Origin of the sequence: Georgenia sp. Z1344, from assembly GCF_049856295.1 — a bacterium.
Lineage (GTDB): Bacteria > Actinomycetota > Actinomycetes > Actinomycetales > Actinomycetaceae > JB111.
Genome location: NZ_JBNDMZ010000006.1, coordinates 1 through 23,571, shown reverse-complemented (window position 1 = coordinate 23,571; position 23,571 = coordinate 1). Strand labels below are relative to the sequence as shown.

The window sequence follows — 23,571 nt, the reverse complement described above, 5'->3', positions numbered from 1 at the left end:
ACAATGCCCGACGCCACAGGTCAGGTCACGTACGACGTCGTCGTCGTGGGAGGTGGGATCGTCGGGCTCGCGACCGCGCGGGCGCTGCTGCGTGCCCGGCCCGACTCCCGCGTGCTCGTGCTCGAGAAGGCCGAGGAGGTCGGGACCGGGCAGACCGGGAACAACTCCGGGGTGATCCACGCGGGGATCTACTACGCGCCCGGCTCGCTCAAGGCACGGCTGTGCAAGGCCGGCGAGCGGGCGACGAAGGAGTTCTGCGCCGAGCACGGCATCGAGGTGCGCGAGATCGGCAAGCTGGTCGTGGCCACCGATCACGAGGAGAAGGCGCGGCTCGCGACCCTCGCGGCCAACGCCCGGGAGAACGGCATCGAGGTCCGCGAGGTCGACGCCACCGAGCTGCGCGAGATGGAGCCGAACGTGACCGGGCTGGCGGCGCTGCACTCGCCGCGGTCCGCCGTCGTCGACTTCGGTGAGGTCGCCCGCGCGCTGGCGGACGAGGTCACCGACCTCGGAGGGGAGGTGCGGGTGCGCTCGGAGGTCGCGTGGATCTCCGAGTCCGAGACCGGGGTGGACGTCTCGCTCGAGCACGGGGAGGCCGTGCGGGCGCGCCGGCTCGTCGCGTGCGCCGGGCTGCAGGCCGACCGCGTGGCGTCGAAGGCTCACGTCCCCACGGAGATCAAGATCGTGCCGTTCAAGGGCGAGTACTACACGCTGCCCGGCCACCGGTCCGGGCTCGTCGAGCGGCTCATCTACCCCGTGCCCGGCGAGGGACTGCCGTTCCTCGGCGTCCACATCACCCCGACCGTGGACGGGAAGATCCTCCTCGGCCCCAACGCGGTGCTCGCGCTGTCGCGGGAGAAGACCGGACGGTTCGGGTTCGATGCTGACGACGCCCGCGACGCCGTCAGCTTCGGCGGCCTGTGGAAGATGGGGCAGAAGCACTGGCGCACCGGCGTCAAGGAGCTGTGGAACTCGTTCGTGCCGGACGGCTACCTGTCCGAGGTGGCGAAGTACTGCCCGTCGCTCAACTCCACCGACCTCGTCGGCTACCGCGCGGGCGTGCGCGCGCAGGCGGTGCGGCCGGACGGGTCGCTGGTCGAGGACTTCGAGATCGCCTCGACGCCGCGCCAGGTGCACCTGCTCAACGCCCCCTCGCCGGCCGCGACGTCGGCGATCCCGATCGGCGAGGAGCTCGTCTCCCGCGTGTGGGGGTAGGCGGGAGCGGAGCCCGCGTGCGCCAAGGCTGATCGATCAGCAAGGTCTTGAAGCCGGAACGATCTGTCGACTATACTCGACATATGATCGAGGTCCTCAGCACCCCAGACTTCGATCGTTGGCTTCGGAAACTGAAGGACCGGCAGGGACGGCTACGGATCCTCTCGAGGATCGACCGACTCGCCCACGGCAATCCTGGTGATGCCAAGGCAGTCGGCGGGGGTGTCCTGGAACTCCGGCTGACCTACGGGCCGGGCTATCGGGTCTATTACGCACAACGCGGCACCCGTGTGGTGCTCCTGCTCTGCGGTGGCGACAAGTCGACACAACAGAGCGACATCGCAAAGGCGCACCAGCTCGCCTCGGAGTGGCATTCGACGGAGGACGATCATGAGCACTGAGAAGTACACGCGTTTCGACCCGGCCGACTACCTCGACGACATCCACGACGTCGCCTCCTACCTGCAGATCGCTCTGGAGGAGTCTGCCGAGGATCCCACCGCCGTACCCCGCGCCCTGGGAGTCATCGCTCGTTCCGGCAACATGAGCGAGCTTGCTCGCCGTGTCGGGATGAGCCGTGACGGCCTCTACAAGGCGCTGTCCGACCAGGGCAATCCGACCTGGTCGACCGTTCTCAAGGTCTCCGACGCCCTCGGCCTCAAGCTCACCTTCCACGCGGTCGCATAGTCGCTCCCCCGCTCGGTCACCGCGGGCCAGGTATCCCCGCCCGCTCGCACAGCCGCGTGTACGCCCGCGCCATGTAGGCCGCGTAGGCGCCGGTGGAGAGCGCACCACCCACACCGGCGACGGCGAAGACCTCGAGCCAGCCGTACGAGTCGTCGAGCCCGAGGACCACGGCGACCGCACCGAACGCGATGGCGATCGGCCCGAGCAGGTAGTCGATCCGGCGCCCGAGGATGCGGGCCATCGGCAGGAAGTGCGCGCCGATGACGATGACCATGAGCGGCAGCACGAACCGGGCCTGGCCGACGAGGACGAGCACGACGCCGCCGAGCATCCAGATCGGGTGCGTGACGGAGTTGAGCAGACCCATCGCACGACCGATGCGCCGGTCCTCGGCGGTCGGTTCCGCGGGGAAGCGCGCGGCGTGCCGGATCTGGCGGATGCCGCGCGCGACGAACCAGCCGGCGTAGGCCGCCGCCAGGGCGAAGGCCACGATGCCGACCCATCCCCAGGCGAGGGCCCACCACACCGAGTAGACGATGACGTAGACGCCCATGAGGAGCGGGAAGGACGCGTTGCCCCGGGCGGCGGAGCCGAACCATTCGGGGGCGTCGGACGTGACGGCTGGCTGGACGCCGGTCGTGGGCACAGGACCACCTCAGGCTCGGGGGCTCCAGTCTACGGAGGTCCGGGCGCGTCGTTCGTCGTCGTGGGCACGCGTTGCCGCCGCGACGACGGTGGGCCAGGCTGGACGGGTTCCCGCCAGCGCTGCCGAAGGGTGCCCCCATGCCGCACAAGGTCCAGGCCGTCGTCTCCCGCGCGAAGGACGCGCCCGTCGAGGTGGTGACGATCGTCGTGCCGGACCCGGGTCCGGGCGAGGTGGTCGTCGACGTCGCGGCGTGCGGCGTGTGCCAGACCGACCACCACTACGTGGCCGGCGGCGTCTCCGACGACTTCCCGTTCCTGCTCGGCCACGAGGCCGCGGGCACGGTGAGCCAGGTCGGCGAGGGCGTCACGCACGTCGAGGTCGGGGACTACGTGGTCCTCAACTGGCGGGCCGTGTGCGGGGAGTGCCGGGCCTGCTACCGGGGCGAGCCGCACTACTGCTTCGCCACCCACAACGCCACCACGCGGATGACCCTCGAGGACGGCACGGAGCTGACCCCCTCGCTCGGCATCGGGGCGTTCGCCGAGAAGACCCTGGTGGCCCAGGGCCAGTGCACGAAGGTCGACCCGGCCGCCCGGCCCGAGGCCGCCGGCCTCGTCGGCTGCGGCGTCATGGCCGGGGCGGGCGCCGTGCTCAACACGGGCGAGCTGCGCCGGGGCGAGTCGGTCGCCGTCATCGGGTGCGGCGGGGTCGGAGCCGCGTCCGTGGCCGCCGCACGCCTCGCGGGGGCCACGACGATCATCGCCGTCGACCTGCAGGAGCGGAAGCTCGCCTGGGCGCGGGACCTCGGCGCCACGCACACGATCGACGCCGGCAGCGAGGACGTCGTCGCCCGGATCCGCGAGCTCACCGGCGGGTTCGGCGCGGACCTCGTCGTCGACGCCGCGGGGGTGGCTGCCACGTACCGGCAGGCGTTCGAGGCCCGGGACCTCGCGGGCCGCGTGGTGCTCGTCGGCGTCCCGTCGCCGGGCACCGAGATCACCCTGCCGCTGGACGAGGTCTTCGGCCGCGGCGGGTCGCTGAAGTCCGCCTGGTACGGCGACTGCCTGCCGGAGCGGGACTTCCCGATGCTCATCGACCTCTACCTGCAGGGCAGGTTCGACCTCGACGCGTTCGTCACGGAGACGATCGGGATCGTGGACGTCGAGGCGGCGTTCGGGAAGATGGTGGACGGGTCGGTGCTGCGCTCGGTGGTCGTCCTGCCGGGCACGGGTCGCGAGAACGAGGAGGTGCCGGCATGAGCGCGCTGCAGGTCGAGACGGTGGTGACGTCGGGGACGTTCACCCTCGACGGCGAGACGTTCGACGTCGACAACAACGTGTACGTGATCGGCGACGCGGACGAGTGCGTGATCGTCGACGCCGCCCACGACGCCGCCCCCGTGATCGCGGCGGTCGCGGGACGGAAGGTGACGGCGATCGTGCTCACCCACGGGCACGACGACCACCTGCACGCGGTCGCGGCCCTGCGCGAGGCGACGGCGGCGCCCACCTACCTGCACCCGGACGACCGGATGCTGTGGGACGTGACGAACCCGGAGCTCGCCCCGGACCAGGAGCTGGCGGACGGGCTCGAGCTGGCGGTCGGGGGCTCCGTGCTCCGGGTGCTCCACACGCCCGGCCACTCCCCCGGCTCGTGCTGCGTGCACGTGCCCGACCTCGGCGTGGTCCTCACCGGGGACACCCTCTTCCAGGGCGGCCCGGGTGCGACGGGTCGCAGCTTCTCGGACTTCCCGACGATCATCGGGTCGATCCGGGACCGCCTCCTCACGCTCCCGGGCGAGACCCGGGTGCTCACCGGGCACGGGGGCACGACGACGATCGACGCCGAGGCCCCGCACCTGGACGAGTGGATCGCGCGCGGGCACTGAGGGTGTGGTCGTCGTCGGCGTGACGCCGGGGCGGGCTGCGCAGGACCATCGACCGTGGGACGCTTCCGGTCATGGTCGACGGACTGTCGCCTCGGCTCCTGCGCGTGGTGGACGCGCTCCCGCTGCGGCCGGGGCTCCGGGTCCTCGAGATCGGCGGGGCGCCGGGAGCCGCGGCGCGGGAGGTCGCCGCGCGCGTCGGGCCGGACGGGCACGTGCTCGTCGTCGACCGGTCGGCGACCGGCGTCCGCAGGACCGAGGAGGCGTGCGCCGAGCTCGTGGCGTCGGGCGCGCTCTCCACGCTGTGCGCGCCGGTCGAGAACGTCGCACTTCCCGACGGCGTCGCGCCGTTCGACCTCGCGTTCGCCTGCCGGGTCGGCGCGCTCGACGGGCGGCACCCGCATCTCTACGAGGCGGCAATCCGGTGTCTGCGCGAGGCGGTGGTGCCGGGCGGCTCCCTGTACGTCGATACCGGCTCGCCGCTGACCGAGGTCCGACTCTGAGGCACGGCCGGGCGGCGTGGCTCCCGCCCGGCGACGGGCATCGGCGGTCGCGGTCGTCCCGTGTCGGTGGTGCGCGGGAGCATGCGGCATGGCTTCGACCAACGACCACCCGATCCTCGTCCTCGGCGGCACCGGCACGGTCGGTTCACGCGTCGTCCAGCAGCTGCGTGCGGCGGGCGTGGCGTCGCGCCCGGCCGCGCGCGGGACCGAGCCGCCGTTCGACTGGGGGGAGCCGGGGACGTGGGACGCGGCCCTGGACGGTGTGCACCGGCTCTACCTCCTCCTGCCCGACGACGGCGAGCTCCCCGACGCCTTCCTCGAGCAGGCGGCGAGCGCCGGCGTGCGGCGGGTGGTCCTGCACTCCGACCGCGGCATCGACGTCATGTCGGTCGAGCGGCTGCAGCGCGCGGAGGCCGCGGTGCGGGGCTCGGGCCTCGAGTGGGCGATCCTGCGGCCGGACTGGTTCGACCAGAACTTCGAGACGTTCCTCCGGGACGACGTGCGCGCGGGCCGCGTGGCGCTCCCGGTCGGTGACGGTCGGCAGGGGTTCGTCGACGCCGAGGACATCGCGGCGGTCGCGGTCCGCGCGCTGACCACCGACGACCATATCGGCGAGGTGCTCGAGCTGACCGGGCCGGAGGCGATCTCGTTCGGCGAGGCCGCGGCGGCGATCGGGCGGGCCACCGGTCGGACCGTGACGTACGTCGGGGAGCCGGGCGCGTACCGGGAGGCGATGGCGGGGGCCGGCCTGCCGGAGCCGGTGGTCGACGGCATCGTCGCGCAGTTCGCGCCCCTGCGGGCCGCGGGAGACACGACGCCGACAGGCACGGTCGAGCGTGTGCTCGGGAGGCCGGCACGACCGTTCGAGGTATACGCCGAGGAGGCCGCGCGGCGCGGGGTCTGGTCGGAGCCGGCTCGATAGCGCGGGCGCTGGGGCGGCTCGGTGAGGTCGGTCCGGTGACGTCGGTCCGGTGAGGTCGGCTCGGTGGCCCCGCCCGAGCGGGGGTCGGCGTGCGAGCTCACCGACCGCGTGGGCTCGAGGCCTGTCCGTTCATCTCCGTGGACCCGGTCCGCGACGAGGAGTACGGTCGGCCGCCCGGCATCAGCTGGCGCGTCGGCGTACGCGTCCCACCTGCCCCCGGAGGGAGGGCGACCGCCGGATGGCACGCGACTCTCGATCTCCCCGCACGAGAGCGGGCACCCCCACTGCGCAGGCTGCCCGGATCGCGCCGGCTGCCCGCCCGCGCCTACCCCTCCATGGCACCGATGGCACCTGAGACCGCGACGCTCACGACCCGCGCGACGATCGCGGGCGCGCTGCGCACCACCGCCCGGCTGATCCGCGCCCGATGGGCAGCGGTGCTCGTGGCGATGCTGTGCGTGCAGGGCGCCCTGCTGTGGACGATGCCGCTGCTCGTCTCGCTCATGCGATGGACGTTGCGGCAGCTCGGGATCGACGGCGCCAACCTCTACACGCTGGACACGTTGCTCACCTCGCCGCTCGCCCTGCTCGTGCTCGTGGGGATCGCGGTGGTGGCGACTCTCTTCGTCCTCGCCGAGATCACGCTGTTCGCGGTGATCGCCCACCTGGCGCTCGCGGGCGAACCGGTGACCTTCGGCAACGTGCTGCGCCGTGCGCGGTCGATCGCGAGCAGGGCCATCGGCTGGCAGGGGCTCCTGCTCGTCCCGTACCTGACGGTGCTGCTGCCGATCTCGCAGGTGGGGTTCTCCTCGGTCCTCACCGAGCACGTCGCACTCCCGCGGTTCATCAGCGGTGAGCTGCTGAAGACCACGTCCGGCACCGTCCTCTACACGGTGGTGATGGGCGCGATCGTCTACGGGGTGCTGCGGCTGCTGCTGTTCCCCGCCCTCCTCGCCGGCGGCGACGTCTCGATCCTGGGTGCCATGCGTCGCAGCGTGCGCATGACGACCTGGCGCCCGCTGCTCGGCTTCGGGGCGATCCTGCTGGCGACACTCCTGGCCGCCTCGTTGGTCATGGTGGTGCTCGGCGCGATCGGGCTCGTGCCGGTCGCGGCGGGTCGGACCGCCACCGTGAGTGGCGTCGTCGTCGGGCTGCTGGACCTGGCGCGGTTCGTCGTCGCGGGCGCTTCGTCCGCCGTCGTCGCCTTCTTCCTCGTCTGCTACCTCCGTCTGGCGGGCGGGCAGCCCGTCGAGGTCACCGCTCCTGCTCCGGCCGGTCGTCGCACCCGCGCGGCATCGGCCGTGCTCGTCGTCGCCGCGCTGCTGATCGCGACGCCTCGCGTGGTCGCGTCCGCGGAGGCGGCGAACGTCGCCGCGGAGGCCTCGCCGGAGATCATCGGGCACCGCGGGTACCCCGACCGGGAGGTCGAGAACAGCATCGAGGGTCTCCACGCCGCCGCCGACGCCGGGGCCGACGTGGTCGAGACGGACATCCAGGAGACCCGCGACGGCGGGCTCGTCGTCATGCACGACGTCGGCCTGGAGCGCATGACGGGGGACGATCGCGACGTCTACGAGCTCACCGAGGAGGAGGTCACCGGCCTCACGCTCAGCCAGGGCGGTCGCACCGCGCAGGTCCCGACCCTGGCCGAGTACGTCCGCGCGGCGGATGCCCGAGGGGTCCGGCTGCTCGTGGAGGTCAAGCCCCACGGACAGGAGCGCGAGGGCCACGCACGCCGGCTGGCCGAGGAGATGGACCGGCTCGACCCCGACCACACGCACATGATCCAGTCCCTCGACCGCGAGCTCATCGAGGAGATCACGCGGATCGACCCGGACCGACGGACGGCCTACGTGGTCGGCTTCCAGGTCGGCGAGCTGCCCGCCACCATTACCGACGCGGTCGTCATCGAGAACTGGTCGCTCGACGACCGGATGCTCGAGCAGGCGCGGGCACAGGGGCGCGAGCTCTACGTGTGGACCGTCAACGACCTCGGTCCGCTCCGCGAGCGCCTCGCCGGCGGGGCGGATGCCGTCATCACGGACGACGTGGGCCTGGCTGCCGAGACCCGTGAACGCCTGGCCGGGGGGCCGGTCGCGCTGTATCTCGAGCTGGCGAGCGGTCTCGTCGCCGTCGACCGGGCGACGTGACCGGCCCCGGCGGACCGGGGCGGGAGAAACGGCCCGCTAGCGTGGGCGCGGTGAGCGACGTCGAGATCACCGTCCGCGGGTCCCACCGCCGGTTCCACCCGGCCGAGCGGGGCACGGTCCACGCGCGGATCGCGCTCGAGGGGGCCGATCCGAAGGCGGTGTACGACGCCGTGGTCCGCTCCGCCGGCCGCGCGCACGCGAGCATCACCGATCTGCACGACCCGTCCCGCGGCCCGGTGACGTGGTGGTCGGCGCAGGACGTGCGGACGTGGACCACGCGCCCGTGGAACAAGGACGGCAAGCAGCTGCCGCAGGTCCACCACGCGCGGACGGACCTCGAGGTGAAGTTCAGCGACTTCGCCCGGCTGAGCACGTGGCTGCGGGAGATGTCGTCGGTGCTGGGGTTCGCCGTCGACAAGGTGGCGTGGTCGCTGACCGAGGTACGCAAGGCGGAGCTCGTGCGCGAGGCGCGGACGGGCGCCGTGGTCAACGCACGCGACAAGGCGGTCGCCTACGCGGCGGCGCTGGGGCTCGGGGACGTGCGGCCGCTCGAGGTGGCGGACTCCGGGATGCTGGGCCACGACCGCCGCGCGGAGAAGCCCGCCGCCGCCCCGTACGCCCGCGGGGCCGCGCTCGCCGGCTCGGGCGAGCAGGACCTCACGCTGCTTCCGGAGGACATCGAGATCACGGCCAGCGTCGACGCGCGGTTCGTGGCTTCCGGCGCCTGACGACGAGCCGCCGTCACAGCAGCCCGCGCCGGTAGCCCGCGGCGACGGCGGCCGCCCGGTCGCGCACCTCGAGCTTGGCGAGGATGTGCTGGACGTGGGTCTTCGCGGTCGACTCGCCGATGAACAGCGCCCGCCCGATGTCCCGGTTCGTCCGGCCGGCGGCGACGAGCGCCAGCACCTCGATCTCACGGTCGCTGAGGACAGGCTCCGGCGCCTCCGTCCCACGCGCGGCGCGGCCGGCCACGGACGGGGCGAGCACGGTCCGGCCCCGGGCGACGTCGTGGACCGCGCCGACGACGGTGGCCCGCGGGGCGTCCTTGAGCAGGTAGCCCGTCGCGCCGGCGGCGAGCGCCGAGGCGACGTCGTCGTCGGTGTCGTAGGTGGTGAGGACGAGGATCTCGACCGACGGGTGGTGGGCGCGGACCTCGCGCACGAGCTCGACGCCGCCACGTCCGGGCATGCGCAGGTCGGTGACGACGACGTCGACCGCCTCGCACCCCAGCACCGCGAGCGCCTCCTCCGCGCTCGCGGCGACCGCGACCACGGCGAGGTCCGTCTCGGCGTCGAGCTGCGCGCGGAGGCCGTCGCGGACGACGGGGTGGTCGTCGACGAGGAGGAGCCGGATCGCTGCGGTCATGTCACGGTGCCCGTCGGCTCGGTGGCAGGTAGCTCGGTCGGTGCTGGCTCGATGCGAGACGCCGCGGCTCGGGTCGGCACGGTCACCGTGACGACGGCCCCCTCCCCCGGCGTCGAGTCGACGACGACGAACCCTCCGACCTCGCTCGCCCGCTCCCGCATGATGGCGAGCCCGTGGCCGGTCCGCGTATGCCGGTCGTCGTCACCCCAGGCATTCGAGCTGCCGGACGCACCACCATCTCCAGGTCCGGCGGATGCATCGGGAGCACCGTCGGCGCCGGCAGCGAACCCGTCCCCGTCGTCGGCGACGTCGAGGGCGACCGAGTCGTCGAGATAGGACAGCGTGACGCGTGCACGGCCGGCGCTGGCGTGCCGCACCACGTTGGTCAGCGCCTCCCGGGCCGCGCGCACGAGGACGTCCTCGGCGGCGGCGTCGACCTCGCGCTCCTCGCCGGTGACGGTGACGTCGACCGGCAACCCGTGGGTCTCCCGCACGCGCGCCGCGGTCTCGCCGAGCGCGGCAGGCAGCGAGTGCTCGGCCAGCGGCGCGGGGCGCATGGCGTGCACGGACCGCCGCGCCTCGGCGAGGCCGTCGCGCGCGAGGGAGACGCTCGTGCGCACGCGGTCGCGGGCGGGGTGGTCGGGGGCCAGCTCAGCGTCGAGGGCCTCGAGCTGGGCGACGACGCCGGCGAGGTCGGCCGCGAGGGTGTCGTGGATCTCGCCGGCCAGGCGGGCCCGCTCGGCGGAGACGCCCGAGGTGCGTGCCTCCGAGACGAGCCGGTCCTGGAGCACCCGGTTCGCCTCGGCGGCGCGGGCGAGGTCGGCGTTCGCGGCGGCGAGCGCCTCGACGGCGGCGCGGCGCCGGGCGGACTCCTCCTCGAGGCGGCGGATCGACCAGCCGGCGGTCGCGGCCACGGCCCCCGCGGAGAGCGTGACGACCACGTTCTCCACGGACCACGTGACCCATCCCGGGCCGGCGATGATGACGCCCGCCACGAGGGCGACGCCGGCGTACGCCCACCGGCCCGGGAGCACCTCGAACGCGAGCGGGAAGCAGACGACGTAGAGCGGGAGGAAGTTGAACGAGACGGTCAGCAGCAGCGCGCACACAGCCACGAGGCCGACGAAGTAGACGACCGCCGCGACGACGCGGGTCTCGAGCCACGACCGGTGGCGCAGCGCCCACCACGAGTGCCAGGCGACGACGACGAGGCTCCCGCCGAGCAGGACCGGGAGCTCGTCCCGGTCGACCCCGCCGAGCAGGACGGTGAGCAGCGCGGAGACGAGCAGGAGGGCATATGGCAGCAGCAGCCAGACCCGCTCGGTCCGGCTCACCGATGGGCCGCCCGCCATGCGTCTCACCGTAGAGGGCGGTCGCCGCGACGGGCCCGGCCATATGTGAGGCGGCGCAGGAGCGTCTCGGCGGGTCCGCGTCGGCCACGGCGGGCGAGCGCGTCGGCACCGATGACGGTGAGCAGCCACGTGAGCAGGGCGAGGGCGGTGGCCTCCGCCGTGCCGAGCGTCCCGCCGAGCCCGAGGGTCCAGGCCGGCAGCAGGGCGACGAACACGACCGACTGGGCGAGGTAGCAGCTGAGCGACCGCTCCCCCGTGGCGCGCAGGGCCTCGACGATGCGAGCCACGGGCGCGGACAGGGGGTTCGCCGTCGTGCGGGGTGCTGTGAGGCGGGCGGCGACGAGCGCGATGGCCGCGGCGTACCCGAGGCCGATGAGGACGCCCGTGAGGATGTGCAGCCAGGACAGCAGGGCGACGACGACGCCCGACGGCTCCCACACGTGAGCCGTGGCGAGCGCGGTGCCGACGCCGCCGATCAGCCCGACGGGGATCCCGATCGCGGCGGTGCGGCGCAGGAGGGTCGCGTGCTCGGTCGGGCTCTCGAGGATCCGGCGCCGGGCGGCCCACATCCCCACGAGTACCGGGGCGACGACGGCGAGCAGACCCACCGGGCCCGCCGCCCACTCGAGCGGCCGCCAGGCGAGGGCCTCGAGCGGGTCGGAGATGGCGAAGGACCACAGGTGGCCGCGCTGGTTCGTGATCGTGGGGTCGGCGTACGTCAGCCCCTGGACGGCGGACGCGACGGCGAGCCATGCGCCGGCGGCCCACAGGAGGGTGCGGTCGCGGGCGCCGAGGGCGGAGGCGAGGACGAGGCCGATGAGGCCGTACCAGCCGAGGATGTCGCCGGAGAAGCCGAGCAGGGCGTGCGCGCCGCCGAGGGCGACGAGCCAGACGGAGCGTCGGCGGATGATGCGGCGGGCCTCGAGCGGGGAGGCGCCGCGACGGCGTTGCCCGTCGGCGATGCGGACGAGGCCGTAGCCGAACAGGGCGGCGAAGAGCGGGTAGGCGCGGGCGTCGACGGTGAGGGTGACGAGGAAGGTGACGGCGCGGTCGATCGCCCCGTCCTCGACGATGTGCTGGCGCAGCCCGTAGGGGCGGTCGTGGAGGTAGATCGCCACGTTCGCAACCGCGATGAGCGCGAGCATGAGCCCGCGGGCGAGGTCGGGGGCCAGCGCGCGGGGGCGTGGCGGCGGGTTCGAGGAGGAAGGACCGGAGGAGGGCGCTCCGGATGCGGGCGGCCGATCGGGGGCCGGCGGGTCCGTGGACGGGGTCTCGGTGGTGGCGGGTCGGGAGGTCATGCCGACGACGCTAGAAACGCACGAGGACGTGCGAATCAGCCGATCGGCGGATCGGTGCGCCGACGGAGCGACGGACCCCCGGGCCGGCGGGCCGGCGGCCCGGTGGACCGGTGGGCACATGGACCCGCGACCCGGCGGATCGGCCTCCTGGAACGCCGTTACGCTCGCGCTGTGACGCCACCTGATGCGCCGCGGTCCCGCTGGACCACCGTGCCGTACACGATCGGCATCGTCGTGCTCGGGTGCGCGCTCGTCCTGTGGCCGGTCGTCGTCCAGGGGCTGTCCGCCGCGTCGATCTACCAGGACCCACCTCGCGGCTCCCAGATCGTCAGCTGGGCCGCGCTGCGCTTCTCCGCGCTCGCCGCCGTCCTCGCCCTCGTCCTCCTCGGGCTCACGCTCGGCTCACGCTGGGGTCTGCTCCTGCTCGCTCTCCCCGCGCTCTACACCGCGAGGAGGGGGGCCGATCTCGTCCAGGACGCGCCCCGGACGATTCGTGAACCGGAGACGTTCGCCTTCATGGACCTCTTCACGCCGTACACCACGTACAACTGGACCGTGGTGGCACTGTCCGTGCTCGGCGCCTCGGTGCTCCTGGCGCACCGGGCCAGGCGGGCGCGACGCGGCGGGCTCGCTCCGTAGGTGCTGCGGGGCGAGGCGGCGGTCGAATCAGCCGATCGGCGGATCGGTCGGTCGGCGGATCGGTCGGTCGGCGGGCCGAGTGACCCGCCGACCGACGCACCGAGGAGGGCTCAGCCCGCCGCCTTCACCGCCAGCACCGGGCACGGGGCGTCGTGGAGGATCGCGTGCGCCGCGGAGCCGAGCACGAGCTTGCCGACCGGCGAGCGCGGGCGCAGGCCGATGACGATCATCGTCGCGTCCAGCTCCGTGGCCAGGGCGACGAGGTCGTCGCCGGCCAGCCCGTCGGACTCGCCGTGCCGCACCTCGTGCTCCACGCCCGAGGCCGCGAGCGCCGCGTCGAGCTCCGCCATCTCCCCCGCCTGGGCGTACCGCGGGTCGACGAGCCGGTCGGCCCTCGTGGTGTTGAGGACGACGAGCCGCTCGCCCCGCAGCCGCGCCTCCTCGAGGGCCGCCTCGAGCGCGGCGGTGCCCGCCGGCGTCGGGATGTAGCCGAGCACGATCGTCATGACGTCTCCCTGTCGGTGCGGTCCGGTCCCGCGCTGGCGGCCGGCGCGGAGTCGACGACGGGGGTGTCGTCGTCGGGCCGTTCGCCGTCGGGCTCCGTCGTGTCGTCTCCCCCGCCGACCTCCCCGTCCCCCTCGCCGGACTCGGCGAGCACGTCGGCGTCGAGGCGCCGCTGGCGCCGCTTGAGCCAGAACGACAGGGCGAAGATGACGATCAGGGCGATGTACACGAACAGGGCGAACGGCGACTGCACGAGCGCCACCGGGTCCCCCTGGGAGATCGACAGCGCCCGGCGCAGGTGCGCCTCGAACATCGGCCCGAGGATGAGGCCGACGACCATCGGCGCCACCGGGTAGCCGTACCGGCGCATGAAGAAGCCGAGCAGGCCGATGACGAGGAGCATGACGACGTCGGCGGTCGTGAAGTTGACCGCGAACGCGCCGAGCCCGGCGAACGTGAGGATGCCCGCGTACAGGTAGGGCCGCGGGATCTGCAGGATCTTCACCCACATGCCCACGAGCGGCAGGTTGAGCACGAGCAGCATGACGTTGCCGATGTACAGCGCCGCGATGAGCGTCCACACGAGCGCCGACTGGTTCTCGAACAGCAGCGGGCCCGGCTGGATCTGGTAGCGCTGGAAGGCGGCGAGGATGATCGCGGCGGTCGCCGTCGTCGGGAGCCCGAGGGTGAGCAGCGGGACGAGGACGCCCGCCGCGGCCGCGTTGTTGGCCGCCTCCGGTCCGGCGACACCCTCGATGGCGCCCTTGCCGAAGCTCCTCTTCCGCTCGCCCTTGGCCAGGCGCCGCTCGGTGGCGTAGGAGAGGAAGGTCGCGACGTCGGCGCCGCCGGCGGGGATCGTCCCGATGGGGAAGCCGACGGCGGTGCCGCGCAGCCACGGCTTCCAGGACCTGCGCCAGTCGTCCTTCGTCATCCAGCTGCGCCACCCGCCGGTCACGGGGATGACCTCGACGGGTCCCTTCCGCAGTCGGGACGCCACGTGGAAGGCCTCGCCGACGGCGAAGAGCCCGACGGCGACGAGCACGACGTCGATGCCGTCCGTGAGCTCGGGGATGCCGAGCGTGAAGCGCTGCTGGGCGGAGATCGCGTCGACGCCGACCAGCCCGATGAACAGGCCGAGCCCGAGGGCGACCATGCCGCGCGTGACCGAGGAGCCGAGCAGGGCGCCGACGGTGAGGAACGCGAGGACCATGAGCGCCACGTAGTCCGCCGAGGAGAGCTTGACGGCGAACCGCGCAGCGATCGGGGCGACGAACGTGAGGCCGACGGTGGCGAGCGTGCCGGCGACGAACGAGCCGATCGCGGCGGTCGCGAGCGCCGCGGCGCCGCGGCCCGCGCGGGCCATCTTGTGCCCCTCGAGCGCAGTGACGATCGACGCCGACTCCCCCGGTGTGTTGAGGAGGATCGACGTGGTCGAGCCGCCGTACATGCCGCCGTAGTAGATGCCGGCGAACATGATGAACGCGGCGGTGGGCTCGAGCGTGTAGGTGAGCGGGAGCAGCAGGGCCACCGTCATGGCGGGGCCGATGCCGGGCAGGACGCCGACGGCGGTGCCGATGAACACGCCGAGCAGGGCGTACAGGAGGAACATCGGCTGCAGCGCGGCGCCGAAGCCCTCGATGAGCAGCGAGAGGTTATCCACGGAAGATCTCCACCCCCTCCAGGAGCGGGCCGGCGGGCAGGGAGATGCCCAGGCCGCCGGCCATGGCGACCTGGATGACGAGGGCCATGACGAGGCCGACGAGCACGGTGCGCCAGATCGGCCGGGCGCCGAGCGTGACGGCGGTGCCGGCGAAGAGCACGGTGGCCGCGAAGGGCCAGCCGATCGGCTCGATGAGCAGGATGTGGGCGACGACGACCGCGACGAGGATGCCGACCGTCAGCCAGTCGGTGCCCGCGGTCGAGTCGGTGTCCTCGCTCTCCTCGGCCTCGCCGCGGCCGCCGCGCGCGATCGTGGCGAGGACGCCGAGCCCGCTGAGGACGAGGAGCCCGCCGACGAGGTAGGGCATCGTCCGCGGGCCCATCGCGCCGGCGGTGAGGGGGACGTTGATGTTCCCCGCGTCGAGCAGGACGTAGGCGCCGAGGGCCACGACGGCGACGGCGAAGACGATCTCGCCGACGGGCCTCGGCCGCCGGGCCGCCGCCGGCGTGGTGCCGGCGGCGGTCGCGGTGGTGGCGGGGTCGGTGGTGGGGTTGGTGGGGTTGGTGGTGGCGGTCGGCGGGCTCGCGCCGGCGCCGGAGCTGGGGGCCGGCACGTCAGACCAGCCCGATGTCCGTCAGCGTCTGGCGGACCGACTCGATGTCCTCCTCGAGGAAGGTGGCGAACTCGTCGCCGGCCAGGAAGGCGTCGTCCCAGTTGTTGGCCTCGAGCGCATCCGCCCACGAGTCGGCGTCGTGCATCTCGGTGACGAGCTGGGTGAGGGCCTCGGCCTGGGCGTCGTCGATGTTGCCGGGGGCCACCACGCCGCGCCAGTTGGTGAGCACGAGGTCGACGTCCTGGTCGATGAGCGTGGGCGTGTCCGGCAGCGCGGGCGAGGGCTCCTCGCTCGAGACGGCGAGCGCCCGCAGCGTGCCGGCGTTGACCTGCTCGGCGTACTCGGCCACGCCGGAGATGCCGGCGTCGACGTTGTTGCCGAGCAGCGCCGCGAGGGACTCGCCGCCGCCGGAGTAGGGGATGTAGTTGAGGGCGCCCGCCACGTCGGCGGGGTCCATCCCGGCCTCGGTGAGCAGCTGGGCGGCGAGGATGTGGTCGACGCCGCCGGCCGAGCCGCCGGTGACGGAGACGTCCTGGCCGTTGGCGATGATGTCGTCGGTGAGGTCCTGGATGGTCTCGTACTCGGACTCCGCGGGGACCACGACGACGAGGGGCTCCTCGGTGAGCCGGGCGATCGGGGTGACGTCCTCGAGGGTGGTCTCGGACTGGTTCGTCTCGATCGCGCCGACCATGACGTAGCCCATGACCATGAGCGTGTTCTCGTTCGTGGCGGTGGCGAGCTGGGCGAGGCCCACGGTGCCGCCCGCGCCGCCGACGTTGACCACCTGGGCGTCGCCCACGATGTCGTTGTCCTGCATCTCAGACTGCATGGTGCGGCCGGTCTGGTCCCAGCCGCCGCCGGGGTCGGCGGGGACGATGATCTCGACGCTGTCGATCTCGACCTCGCCGTCGCCCGAGTCCTCCCCCTCGGCGTCGGAGCAGGCGGCGAGCGCGAGTGCGGCGGCCGCCCCGACGGCGAGGGCGGTGGTGGTCCGGCGGGTGGTGCTGCGGGTGTTGCGGCGCTGGGCTGCGGCGGTGCGGCGCAGGGACATGAGCTCCTCCTTGAGCGATGCGGGTGCGGCGAAGTTAGGACGAAGGTCCCTGGCCGGAGAAGGCTGCGGCCGTAGTGGTCGTAAGGGCCGTTCCGGTCGTTTCGGTCGTTCTGGTCGCGGGCGTTCTCGGGGGCGGGCCGCCGGCGGCGTGGCAGGCTGAGACCATGCGCCGGCCGATGTCGCTGCGGCGACAGCTCCTCCTGCTCCAGGCGGCGATCGTGGTGCTCACGATCGGCACCGTGGGGCTCGTCGCGCTGCGCATGCAGGAGGCCCAGATCCGCGACTCGCACGAGGACCGGATGGTCGGCGTCGCCCAGTCGGTGGCCACGCTGCCGTCCGTCATCGACGCCTACGACACCCCGGACCCGTCCGCGATCATCCAGCCGATCGCCGAGCTCATCCGGGAGGCCTCGGACGTCACCTACGTGGTCGTCACCGACGACCAGGGCATCCGGTACTCCCACCCCAACGAGGAGAACATCGGGCAGATGGTCTCCACGGACCCGAGCGAGCCGCTGTCCGGCCGGGTATACGTAGGCACCCAGACTGGCACGATGGGCGAGTCCTGGCGGGTCAAGGTCCCGATCTTCGACGACGGCGTCATCATCGGCTCGGTCTCCGTGGGCACGCTCGAGGCCACGCTGCGCGCCGAGCTGATGGACGACCTGCCGCAGCTGTTCGTCTGGCTCCTCGGAGCGGGGCTCGTCGGCACCCTCGGGGCGGTCTACATCTCCCGGCTCGTGTGGCGGCGGATCTACCGGATGGAGCCCGAGGAGATCGCCTCCCTGCGCGAGGTGCGGGACGCGATGCTGCACGGGCTCGGCGAGGGGATGGTCGCCGTCGACGAGCACAACCGCATCGCGCTGGCCAACGACCAGGCCCGGAAGATGCTCGACCTGCCGGAGGACTGCATCGGATCCGAGGCCGCCGCCGTCCTCGACCCGGCGATCACCGACATCCTCGCGGGGCCCGACGTGGAGCGGGAGACCCTCGTGCTCGTCGGCGAGCAGATCCTGTTCGTCCGCGTCGACCGCGCGGAGGTCGGTGACCGCGAGGTGGGCTCGGTGCTGCTGCTGCGGGACCGGACCGAGATCTACGCGCTCGTGCGGGACCTCGACGGCGCACGGGACCTCACGCAGGCGCTGCGCGCGCAGGCCCACGAGTTCGCCAACCACATGCACGTGGTCTCCGGGCTCATCGAGCTCGGCCGCACCGAGGAGGCGATGGAGTTCATCTCCCGGACGGGCCGGTCCGGCGCCGTGGGGATGTACAGCGCGCTCCCGGGTGTCACCGACCCGGCCGTGGGGGCGCTGCTGCTGGCCAAGACCGCGATCGCGCACGAGCGCGGCGTCCGCGTGCAGATCGACGACGGGGTCCGGGTGGAGCCGGACGGCACCACCGACGTGGTGACGATCCTCGGCAACCTCATCGACAACGCCGTGCACGCCGCCGGGAGCGGGGGGCTCGTCATGGTCGGTGCGCGGAGGGAGGACGGGGTGGCCGTCCTGACCGTGGAGGACGACGGGCCCGGTATCGACGAGGGCGAGCGCGAGCGGGTCTTCGAGCCCGGGGTGACGACGAAGGACGAGGCGAGCTCGCGCGGCATCGGGCTCGCACTCGTGCGGCAGGTGGTCGACCGGCGCGGCGGCGGCATCGAGGTGGGCGACTCGGCGCACGGCGGGGCGCGGATCGTCGTCACGCTTCCGGCGCCGAGGTTCGCCGCGGCGGTCGGTGGCTCGGAGTCGGCCGGCATACCGGTGGAGGTGGTGCGGTGATGGGCGCGGCGATGGTGCGAGGACCGCAGGTGGGTACTGCGGAGACCGGCACTCCGCTGCGGGTGCTCGTGGTCGACGACGACTTCAACGTCGCCTCTCTTCATCGCAGCTTCGTGGAGTCGACGGAGCACTTCACGGTGGTCGACGTGGTCCATACGGGCGCCGATGCGGTGGCGCGGGCGCGCGAGCTGGCGCCGGACCTCGTGCTGCTCGACATCTACCTGCCGGACATCTCGGGGCTCGAGGTGCTTCGGCAGCTGCGGCAGGACGGGGAGGTCGACGTCGTCGTCATCTCTGCCGCCCGCGAGGTCGAGACGGTGCGCACGGCGATGGCCGGCGGGGTACTGCACTATCTGGTCAAGCCATTCACGCGGGCGGACCTCCAGGCGCGGCTCGAGGACTACCTCCGGCACCGCCGACTCGTGCAGGACGCGGCCACCGAGCCGATGAGCCAGGAGCAGGTGGACAGGCTCCTCGGCGGAGGACGAGCAACACCCCGCACAACGACGAACACCCACCTCCCCAAGGGCCTTGCGCAGCGGACCATGGAGATGGTGACCGAGGCTCTGCGCGAGGTGGGCGGGCCGGTCTCCGCGGACGACGTGGCGGAGCGGGTCGGCATGTCCCGCGTGGCGGCGCGGAGGTACCTCGAACACCTGGCGGCGACGGGGCTGGCGGAGGTCCGGCCCAGGTTCGGGCGGTCGGGGCGGCCGCAGCACCTCTACGAGGCGACTGGGTGACGCGTAATAAACCAACCTCTGCGGCGATCTTGAGTACCCCACCACAAACTGCACTGCATGCACCGTCGCAACTCCGTTTCACGCACCAGATTCACGCAAACCGGGTATCAATGCACCACACAGTGAAAGACTCGTGGCATGGAGGACGGACTCTACAAATCCCTCGGCACGCGGCGACTTCTCAACGAGATCGCGAGCCTCGGCGCACCGCAAGCTGCGTGGGAGGACGTCGAGGATGCCGAACAACCGCACGTCCTTGCCCGACACGTGGGGCAGCTAGTCGAGCACGCCCTTCGCTCGAGACACGGCGCCGAACGCAACCACCTAGCCAATCGACTCATCGAAGCGATCGACGCTCAGGAGATCATCGACGATCCTCCCCGCCAGTTGCGCTACTTCCGGCGCCTCGCGAATCACACAAGCCCTGACGCACCTGCGCGCCCCGCCACACCACTCAGCGACGCGGCGCTCCTGACAAATGTGCGAGGTGAGCCAAGTCTCGGAGCCGAGCTACGCGCGGAACTGGCCTCGGCCGATCAGGTCGATCTGCTCTGTGCATTTGTTAAGTGGCACGGTCTGCGCGTGATCGAAGATAACCTTCGAGAGCTGAGAGACAGAGGGGTTCCGTTTCGGGTCATCACAACGACCTACATGGGCGCCACTGAACGGCGCGCGATCGACCGTCTCGTGGAGGAGTTTGGCGCCGAGGTCCGAATCCACTACGACGAGGCAAAGACTCGACTTCACGCTAAAGCATGGTTGTTTCATCGCAAATCCGAATTCGACACCGCGTACGTTGGCTCGTCCAACCTTTCCCGCAGCGCACTACTTGACGGGCTCGAGTGGAACGTCCGCCTCTCGAATGTCGCCACACCCCATCTGATTCAGAAGTTCAATGGGACATTCGATACCTACTGGAACGACCCAACGTTCAGGCCGTACGATCCCACCGACCTATCACAGCGCAACCAACTCGATCACGCACTCGCCGTGGCCGGCGGAAAAAAGACCGCTGGGGTCCAGAGCCTCAACCTTTCCGGACTCGACGTAAGGCCTTACGCCTTTCAGCAACATATTCTTGATGCCATCGAAGCCGAACGTGAGCTTCACGGCCGGCATCGCAATCTCGTCGTCGCGGCGACAGGAACTGGGAAAACTGTCGTCGCCGCCCTCGACTACAGGCGCCTCTCAAACGCATCGACAAAAACCTATCCGAGTCTCCTATTCGTCGCCCATCGAGCGGAAATACTGGAGCAATCCCGGCGCACCTACCAGGAAGTGCTCTCCGACCCAAATTTTGGAGAGCTATACGTCGCCGGCAACCGGCCCGAGCGCTGGAAACATGTCTTCGCCAGCGTTCAGTCGCTCCGATCCACCGACGTTCGCACGGTCCCACCTAACGCGTTCGACATCGTCGTCATCGATGAGTTCCACCACGCCGCAGCCGCGAGCTACACAGCGCTGCTCGAACACCTGACGCCACGCGAGCTCCTCGGTCTGACTGCCACGCCCGAACGAGCGGACGGTTTCGACGTGCGTGGATTCTTTGGCGGGCGGACCGCAGCTGAATTGAGGCTGTGGGAAGCACTGGATGCTGGGATTCTGTCGCCCTTCCACTATTTCATGTGCTCCGACGGTACCGACCTGCGCGACGTTCCTTGGGTGCGCGGTCGCTACGAACCGGCACAACTCGAGAACCTGTATACCGGAAACGATGCGCGAAGCCGCGTGATACTTCGGGAGGTTCACGACAAGGTACTTGACGTCCACTCAATGCGCGCCCTCGGCTTCTGCGTAGGCGTCGAGCACGCCAAGTACATGGCTCGAGTGTTCTCGGAACGAGGCATCAACGCCATTGCCCTCGACGGAAGCAGTACCGTTGAACATCGACGAGCATCACTTGAACGCCTCAGTAAGGGCGACGTTAACATCATCTTCTCAGCCGACCTCTTCAATGAAGGGATCGACATACCTGACGTCGACACCATCCTCTTCCTGCGGCCGACTAGCAGTGCCACGATTTTCCTCCAGCAGCTCGGCAGAGGGCTCCGACAGCGCCCAGACAAACCAGTTCTTACGGTCCTCGACTTCGTTGGCAACCAGCGAGAGGAGTTCAGGTTTGATCTGAAACTCCAGGCACTGACAGGGCGTCCACCGCGGCGCCTCGAAAAAGATCTCAAGGACGGCTTTCCATTCCTTCCCGCAGGTAGTCAAGTGGTCCTCGATCGGCGCGCACAGGAGGTGGTGCTTCGAAGCCTCAAGGCACAAATCAATGCACGATGGCCACATCTCGTTGCTCAACTCCGTGCACTCGATCCAGATATTGATCTTCCCAACTTCATCGATCGCACCGGATACACGCTTGCGACAATTCTACGCAAAGGCAATCGCTCCTGGACTGAGCTGCGCCGCGAGGCTGGGCATCTCGAATCGCAAGGGTCGAACCTCGAGGCAGTACTCGCTAAGCGCCTACGCGCATTCACGCACGTCGATGATCCCATTCGGCATGAGGGCTACCAGCGGACACTTCAGGAAATCACAGAGGGCGGAGACCTATCTCTGGACGACAAACTGGCAGAGATGCTCTTCTTCTCACTCTGGCCGGGCGGTGGTGGCCACGCGAGCGCGACAGAAGGGCTGCGGACCCTCACAAAGGAGCCTGAATTCGTCGACGAACTCAGGACCGTCATTGATCTCGCTTACGAGTCCGCGCGCCGTCCGGTTGCGCCGACGCCCGGTCGACTCGCGACACTCCCCCTTCGCATCCATGCTCGATACCAGCGTGAAGAAGTTCTCGTGGCGCTCGGCTACTCGTCACTCACCCGCAAGCCGAACTCGTTCCGCGAGGGCGTACTCTACGAACCGAATCTCAACGTGGATGCATTCTTCGTCACACTCAACAAGACCGAGGAACGGTACTCACCAACAACCATGTACCGAGACTTCCCGATCAGTCGCGAGCTGTTTCACTGGGAAAGTCAGTCGACGACAAGCATCAATTCCAGCACCGGCAGGAGATACATTTCCGGTTCGAGCACTGTACTTCTGTTCGTTCGCCAAGAGGGCCAGGACGAATTCGGTACAAGTCCATATCTATACCTCGGACCCGCAACCTATGTCGGCTCTTCACATTCGAGGGTGTAGTTGGGGTCGGAATCCGCCCGTCTCGAGTAGTGATCGGGCGATGTAATTGGTCAGGTTGCGGAAGCCGAGGGCCGAGCCGCGCAGGTGCTCGAGCCTGCCGTTCATGGCCTCGGTGGGGCCGTTGGACGTGCCGGGCCGGTCGAAGTAGGCGAGCACGTCGGCGGCGCGGCGCTTCAGGGTCCTGCCCAGCTTGCGCAGCTCGGTCAGGGCGGCTGGCACGGTGGAGCTGACGGAGGCGATGAGCTGGGCCATGAGCTGGCGACCATGTGCGCGGTCGGGGACGCGGTAGGCGGCGATCATGCGCTGGTAGACGGCCCAGGCGGCCTCGACCGCTACGTGGGTGTCGCCGTCGAACAGGCCCTCCAGGCGCTGGGACTGCTTCTCGGTGAGCAGGTCGGCGCCGGTGTGCAGGGTCCGGCGGGCGGCGTAGAGCGGATCGCCCTTGCGGCCCCGGTGCCCGCAGGTGTCCTGCTGGACACGGCGCCGGCAGTCATCGAGCGCGTCGCCAGCGAGGCGGACCACGTGAAAAGGATCCATGATGGCGACCGCGTCGGGCAGCTCTTCGGCGGCGGCGGTCTTGAACCCGGTGAAGCCGTCCATCGCGACGATCTCGACCCCGTCGCGCCAGTCCTGCGGCCGGCCCGCGAGCCACTGCTTGAAGGCGTGTTTCGAGCGGCCCTCGACCATGTCCAGCAGCCGGGACGGGCCGGTCCCCTCGCGAACAGCGGTGAGGTCGATGATCACGGTCACGAACCTGTCGCCGCGGCGGGTGTGGCGCCAGACATGCTCGTCGACACCGATGGCGCTGACGCCGTCGAACCGGGTCGGATCATCGATGAGGACGCGGCGTCCTTCGGTCAGGACCGCGGCGTTGGCGGTGTTCCACGAGACCCCCAGCCCCTCGGCGACACGAGCGACACTCAAGTGCTGGCACACGATCCCTTCCAGCGCCCACCGCAACCCGCGGCGGGAGAGCCGAGCGCGCGGCTCGGCCGCGGCGGTCGTGTCCTGACGCCACACGTGCCCGCAGCCCGTGCACCGGTACCGACGCACCCTCACCTCCAGCGTCGTGGGACGCCACCCCAAAGGCTCGTGAGCGAGCTCGCGCGTGACGGTGTCCCGCGCGACGCCCTCGCACCCGCACCGCCGGCACCAGCTGTCCGGTTCGACGACCCTGCAGGCCAGGACCGCCCGACCAGGCTCGATGCGCTGGCCGACGACCTCCAAGCCGAGCTCGTCCAGACGAGCGAACGTGGTCAGATCAGGGCGGGCGAAGGTAGCGTCAGGCACGTCGAGGTCTTCCCGGTGGGTGGCGTGAGAACCCCCATCATCGGAAGACCTCGACCCCTATCTGGACGCTGACACGCCGGCACCTCGCTCACCACCGCGCCAGGCCGTCTACACCCTCAATCCGGAAGAGCC

22 protein-coding genes are annotated in these 23,571 nt (G+C 71.1%); 13 read left to right on the top strand and 9 right to left on the bottom strand.

All coding sequences use genetic code 11. From position 1 onward, the window contains the following. The first annotated feature begins 3 nt into the window (after positions 1 to 3). The 3 genes from lhgO (at position 4) to ACPYO6_RS07615 (ending at position 1,902) form a co-directional block, all read left to right on the top strand. Positions 4 to 1,215: an L-2-hydroxyglutarate oxidase gene (gene lhgO, locus ACPYO6_RS07625; RefSeq protein WP_425714261.1), complete on the top strand. Its 1,212-nt coding sequence runs from the start codon at positions 4 to 6 to the stop codon at positions 1,213 to 1,215. A gap of 83 nt (positions 1,216 to 1,298) precedes the next feature. Continuing rightward, positions 1,299 to 1,616, top strand: coding sequence for a type II toxin-antitoxin system RelE/ParE family toxin (locus ACPYO6_RS07620; protein ID WP_425714260.1), 318 nt, complete (start codon positions 1,299 to 1,301; stop codon positions 1,614 to 1,616). After that, complete coding sequence (locus ACPYO6_RS07615; protein ID WP_425714259.1) at positions 1,606 to 1,902, top strand: addiction module antidote protein; 297 nt, start codon at positions 1,606 to 1,608, stop codon at positions 1,900 to 1,902. Before ACPYO6_RS07620 ends, ACPYO6_RS07615 begins: the two co-directional genes overlap by 11 nt. 16 nt (positions 1,903 to 1,918) lie before the next feature. Here the strand turns inward: ACPYO6_RS07615 and ACPYO6_RS07610 are convergent, their stop codons facing one another. Further along, the gene (locus ACPYO6_RS07610; protein WP_425714258.1) at positions 1,919 to 2,548 is read right to left on the bottom strand and encodes a hypothetical protein; all 630 of its coding nucleotides are present in this window, start codon (positions 2,546 to 2,548) and stop codon (positions 1,919 to 1,921) included. Positions 2,549 to 2,685: 137 nt separating this feature from the next. Between ACPYO6_RS07610 and ACPYO6_RS07605 the strand changes: the two genes are divergently transcribed. The 6 genes from ACPYO6_RS07605 to ACPYO6_RS07580 all read left to right on the top strand — a co-directional run bounded on the left by ACPYO6_RS07605 (position 2,686) and on the right by ACPYO6_RS07580 (position 8,736). Next, positions 2,686 to 3,807, top strand: coding sequence for an S-(hydroxymethyl)mycothiol dehydrogenase (locus tag ACPYO6_RS07605; RefSeq protein ID WP_425714257.1), 1,122 nt, complete (start codon positions 2,686 to 2,688; stop codon positions 3,805 to 3,807). Then, positions 3,804 to 4,436, top strand: coding sequence for an MBL fold metallo-hydrolase (locus tag ACPYO6_RS07600; protein ID WP_425714256.1), 633 nt, complete (start codon positions 3,804 to 3,806; stop codon positions 4,434 to 4,436). Before ACPYO6_RS07605 ends, ACPYO6_RS07600 begins: the two co-directional genes overlap by 4 nt. Before the next feature lie 71 nt (positions 4,437 to 4,507). Continuing rightward, positions 4,508 to 4,936, top strand: coding sequence for a methyltransferase domain-containing protein (locus ACPYO6_RS07595; RefSeq protein WP_425714255.1), 429 nt, complete (start codon positions 4,508 to 4,510; stop codon positions 4,934 to 4,936). 88 nt (positions 4,937 to 5,024) lie between these two features. Next, positions 5,025 to 5,858 carry an NAD(P)H-binding protein gene (locus tag ACPYO6_RS07590; protein ID WP_425714254.1) on the top strand — a complete coding sequence of 278 codons (834 nt, stop codon included), beginning with the start codon at positions 5,025 to 5,027 and terminating at the stop codon, positions 5,856 to 5,858. Between the two features lie 344 nt (positions 5,859 to 6,202). Further along, positions 6,203 to 8,008, top strand: a complete 1,806-nt coding sequence (locus tag ACPYO6_RS07585; protein WP_425714253.1) for a glycerophosphodiester phosphodiesterase family protein — start codon at positions 6,203 to 6,205, stop codon at positions 8,006 to 8,008. Between the two features lie 50 nt (positions 8,009 to 8,058). After that, complete coding sequence (locus tag ACPYO6_RS07580) at positions 8,059 to 8,736, top strand: SIMPL domain-containing protein (RefSeq protein ID WP_425714252.1); 678 nt, start codon at positions 8,059 to 8,061, stop codon at positions 8,734 to 8,736. Positions 8,737 to 8,749: 13 nt separating this feature from the next. On the opposite strand, the gene ACPYO6_RS07575 is transcribed toward ACPYO6_RS07580, so the two are convergent. Genes ACPYO6_RS07575 through ACPYO6_RS07565 form a run of 3 tightly spaced genes read right to left on the bottom strand, consistent with a single transcriptional unit; the run spans position 8,750 to position 12,023 of the window. After that, the gene (locus tag ACPYO6_RS07575) at positions 8,750 to 9,373 is read right to left on the bottom strand and encodes a response regulator (RefSeq protein WP_425714251.1); all 624 of its coding nucleotides are present in this window, start codon (positions 9,371 to 9,373) and stop codon (positions 8,750 to 8,752) included. After that, positions 9,370 to 10,725, bottom strand: coding sequence for a sensor histidine kinase (locus ACPYO6_RS07570; protein WP_425714250.1), 1,356 nt, complete (start codon positions 10,723 to 10,725; stop codon positions 9,370 to 9,372). The genes ACPYO6_RS07575 and ACPYO6_RS07570 overlap by 4 nt, the downstream gene beginning before the upstream one ends. A gap of 5 nt (positions 10,726 to 10,730) precedes the next feature. Next, complete coding sequence (locus tag ACPYO6_RS07565; RefSeq protein ID WP_425714249.1) at positions 10,731 to 12,023, bottom strand: DUF418 domain-containing protein; 1,293 nt, start codon at positions 12,021 to 12,023, stop codon at positions 10,731 to 10,733. A gap of 171 nt (positions 12,024 to 12,194) precedes the next feature. Here ACPYO6_RS07565 and ACPYO6_RS07560 point away from each other — a divergent pair, with 171 nt between their 5' ends. Continuing rightward, positions 12,195 to 12,662 carry a hypothetical protein gene (locus tag ACPYO6_RS07560; RefSeq protein ID WP_425714248.1) on the top strand — a complete coding sequence of 156 codons (468 nt, stop codon included), beginning with the start codon at positions 12,195 to 12,197 and terminating at the stop codon, positions 12,660 to 12,662. A gap of 110 nt (positions 12,663 to 12,772) precedes the next feature. Here the strand turns inward: ACPYO6_RS07560 and ACPYO6_RS07555 are convergent, their stop codons facing one another. The 4 genes from ACPYO6_RS07555 to ACPYO6_RS07540 are packed head-to-tail and all read right to left on the bottom strand — an operon-like array spanning position 12,773 to position 16,490. Continuing rightward, entirely contained in the window at positions 12,773 to 13,168 is a 396-nt protein-coding gene (locus ACPYO6_RS07555; protein WP_425714247.1) for a universal stress protein, read from the bottom strand. After that, positions 13,165 to 14,826, bottom strand: coding sequence for a tripartite tricarboxylate transporter permease (locus ACPYO6_RS07550; RefSeq protein WP_425714246.1), 1,662 nt, complete (start codon positions 14,824 to 14,826; stop codon positions 13,165 to 13,167). The genes ACPYO6_RS07555 and ACPYO6_RS07550 overlap by 4 nt, the downstream gene beginning before the upstream one ends. Next, positions 14,819 to 15,439, bottom strand: coding sequence for a tripartite tricarboxylate transporter TctB family protein (locus ACPYO6_RS07545; protein ID WP_425714245.1), 621 nt, complete (start codon positions 15,437 to 15,439; stop codon positions 14,819 to 14,821). Before ACPYO6_RS07545 ends, ACPYO6_RS07550 begins: the two co-directional genes overlap by 8 nt. A 1-nt stretch (position 15,440) precedes the next feature. Next, positions 15,441 to 16,490 (bottom strand): Bug family tripartite tricarboxylate transporter substrate binding protein, encoded by a 1,050-nt coding sequence (locus ACPYO6_RS07540; RefSeq protein WP_425714244.1) that lies wholly within the window; start codon positions 16,488 to 16,490, stop codon positions 15,441 to 15,443. Between the two features lie 164 nt (positions 16,491 to 16,654). Between ACPYO6_RS07540 and ACPYO6_RS07535 the strand changes: the two genes are divergently transcribed. The 3 genes from ACPYO6_RS07535 (at position 16,655) to ACPYO6_RS07525 (ending at position 22,149) form a co-directional block, all read left to right on the top strand. After that, positions 16,655 to 18,265 (top strand): ATP-binding protein, encoded by a 1,611-nt coding sequence (locus ACPYO6_RS07535; protein WP_425714243.1) that lies wholly within the window; start codon positions 16,655 to 16,657, stop codon positions 18,263 to 18,265. Between the two features lie 29 nt (positions 18,266 to 18,294). Next, positions 18,295 to 19,005, top strand: a complete 711-nt coding sequence (locus ACPYO6_RS07530) for a response regulator (RefSeq protein ID WP_425714242.1) — start codon at positions 18,295 to 18,297, stop codon at positions 19,003 to 19,005. 138 nt (positions 19,006 to 19,143) lie between these two features. Then, entirely contained in the window at positions 19,144 to 22,149 is a 3,006-nt protein-coding gene (locus tag ACPYO6_RS07525) for a DUF3427 domain-containing protein (protein WP_425714241.1), read from the top strand. Here ACPYO6_RS07525 and ACPYO6_RS07520 read toward each other — a convergent pair. Beyond that, the gene (locus ACPYO6_RS07520) at positions 22,132 to 23,439 is read right to left on the bottom strand and encodes an ISL3 family transposase (RefSeq protein ID WP_425713489.1); all 1,308 of its coding nucleotides are present in this window, start codon (positions 23,437 to 23,439) and stop codon (positions 22,132 to 22,134) included. The two genes, ACPYO6_RS07525 and ACPYO6_RS07520, sit on opposite strands and share 18 nt — an antisense overlap. Positions 23,440 to 23,571: the final 132 nt, after the last annotated feature.

Bases quoted from the DNA above. Each gene is read 5' to 3' on its own strand.
- ACPYO6_RS07620 (WP_425714260.1), top strand. From the start codon at position 1,299: ATGATCGAGGTCCTCAGCACCCCAGACTTCGATCGTTGGCTTCGGAAA.
- ACPYO6_RS07555 (WP_425714247.1), bottom strand. From the start codon at position 13,168: ATGACGATCGTGCTCGGCTACATCCCGACGCCGGCGGGCACCGCCGCG.
- ACPYO6_RS07590 (WP_425714254.1), top strand. From the start codon at position 5,025: ATGGCTTCGACCAACGACCACCCGATCCTCGTCCTCGGCGGCACCGGC.
- ACPYO6_RS07535 (WP_425714243.1), top strand. From the start codon at position 16,655: ATGCGCCGGCCGATGTCGCTGCGGCGACAGCTCCTCCTGCTCCAGGCG.
- ACPYO6_RS07615 (WP_425714259.1), top strand. From the start codon at position 1,606: ATGAGCACTGAGAAGTACACGCGTTTCGACCCGGCCGACTACCTCGAC.
- ACPYO6_RS07570 (WP_425714250.1), bottom strand. From the start codon at position 10,725: ATGGCGGGCGGCCCATCGGTGAGCCGGACCGAGCGGGTCTGGCTGCTG.
- ACPYO6_RS07585 (WP_425714253.1), top strand. From the start codon at position 6,203: ATGGCACCTGAGACCGCGACGCTCACGACCCGCGCGACGATCGCGGGC.
- ACPYO6_RS07600 (WP_425714256.1), top strand. From the start codon at position 3,804: ATGAGCGCGCTGCAGGTCGAGACGGTGGTGACGTCGGGGACGTTCACC.
- lhgO (WP_425714261.1), top strand. From the start codon at position 4: ATGCCCGACGCCACAGGTCAGGTCACGTACGACGTCGTCGTCGTGGGA.
- ACPYO6_RS07605 (WP_425714257.1), top strand. From the start codon at position 2,686: ATGCCGCACAAGGTCCAGGCCGTCGTCTCCCGCGCGAAGGACGCGCCC.
- ACPYO6_RS07575 (WP_425714251.1), bottom strand. From the start codon at position 9,373: ATGACCGCAGCGATCCGGCTCCTCCTCGTCGACGACCACCCCGTCGTC.
- ACPYO6_RS07540 (WP_425714244.1), bottom strand. From the start codon at position 16,490: ATGTCCCTGCGCCGCACCGCCGCAGCCCAGCGCCGCAACACCCGCAGC.
- ACPYO6_RS07565 (WP_425714249.1), bottom strand. From the start codon at position 12,023: ATGACCTCCCGACCCGCCACCACCGAGACCCCGTCCACGGACCCGCCG.
- ACPYO6_RS07525 (WP_425714241.1), top strand. From the start codon at position 19,144: ATGGAGGACGGACTCTACAAATCCCTCGGCACGCGGCGACTTCTCAAC.
- ACPYO6_RS07595 (WP_425714255.1), top strand. From the start codon at position 4,508: ATGGTCGACGGACTGTCGCCTCGGCTCCTGCGCGTGGTGGACGCGCTC.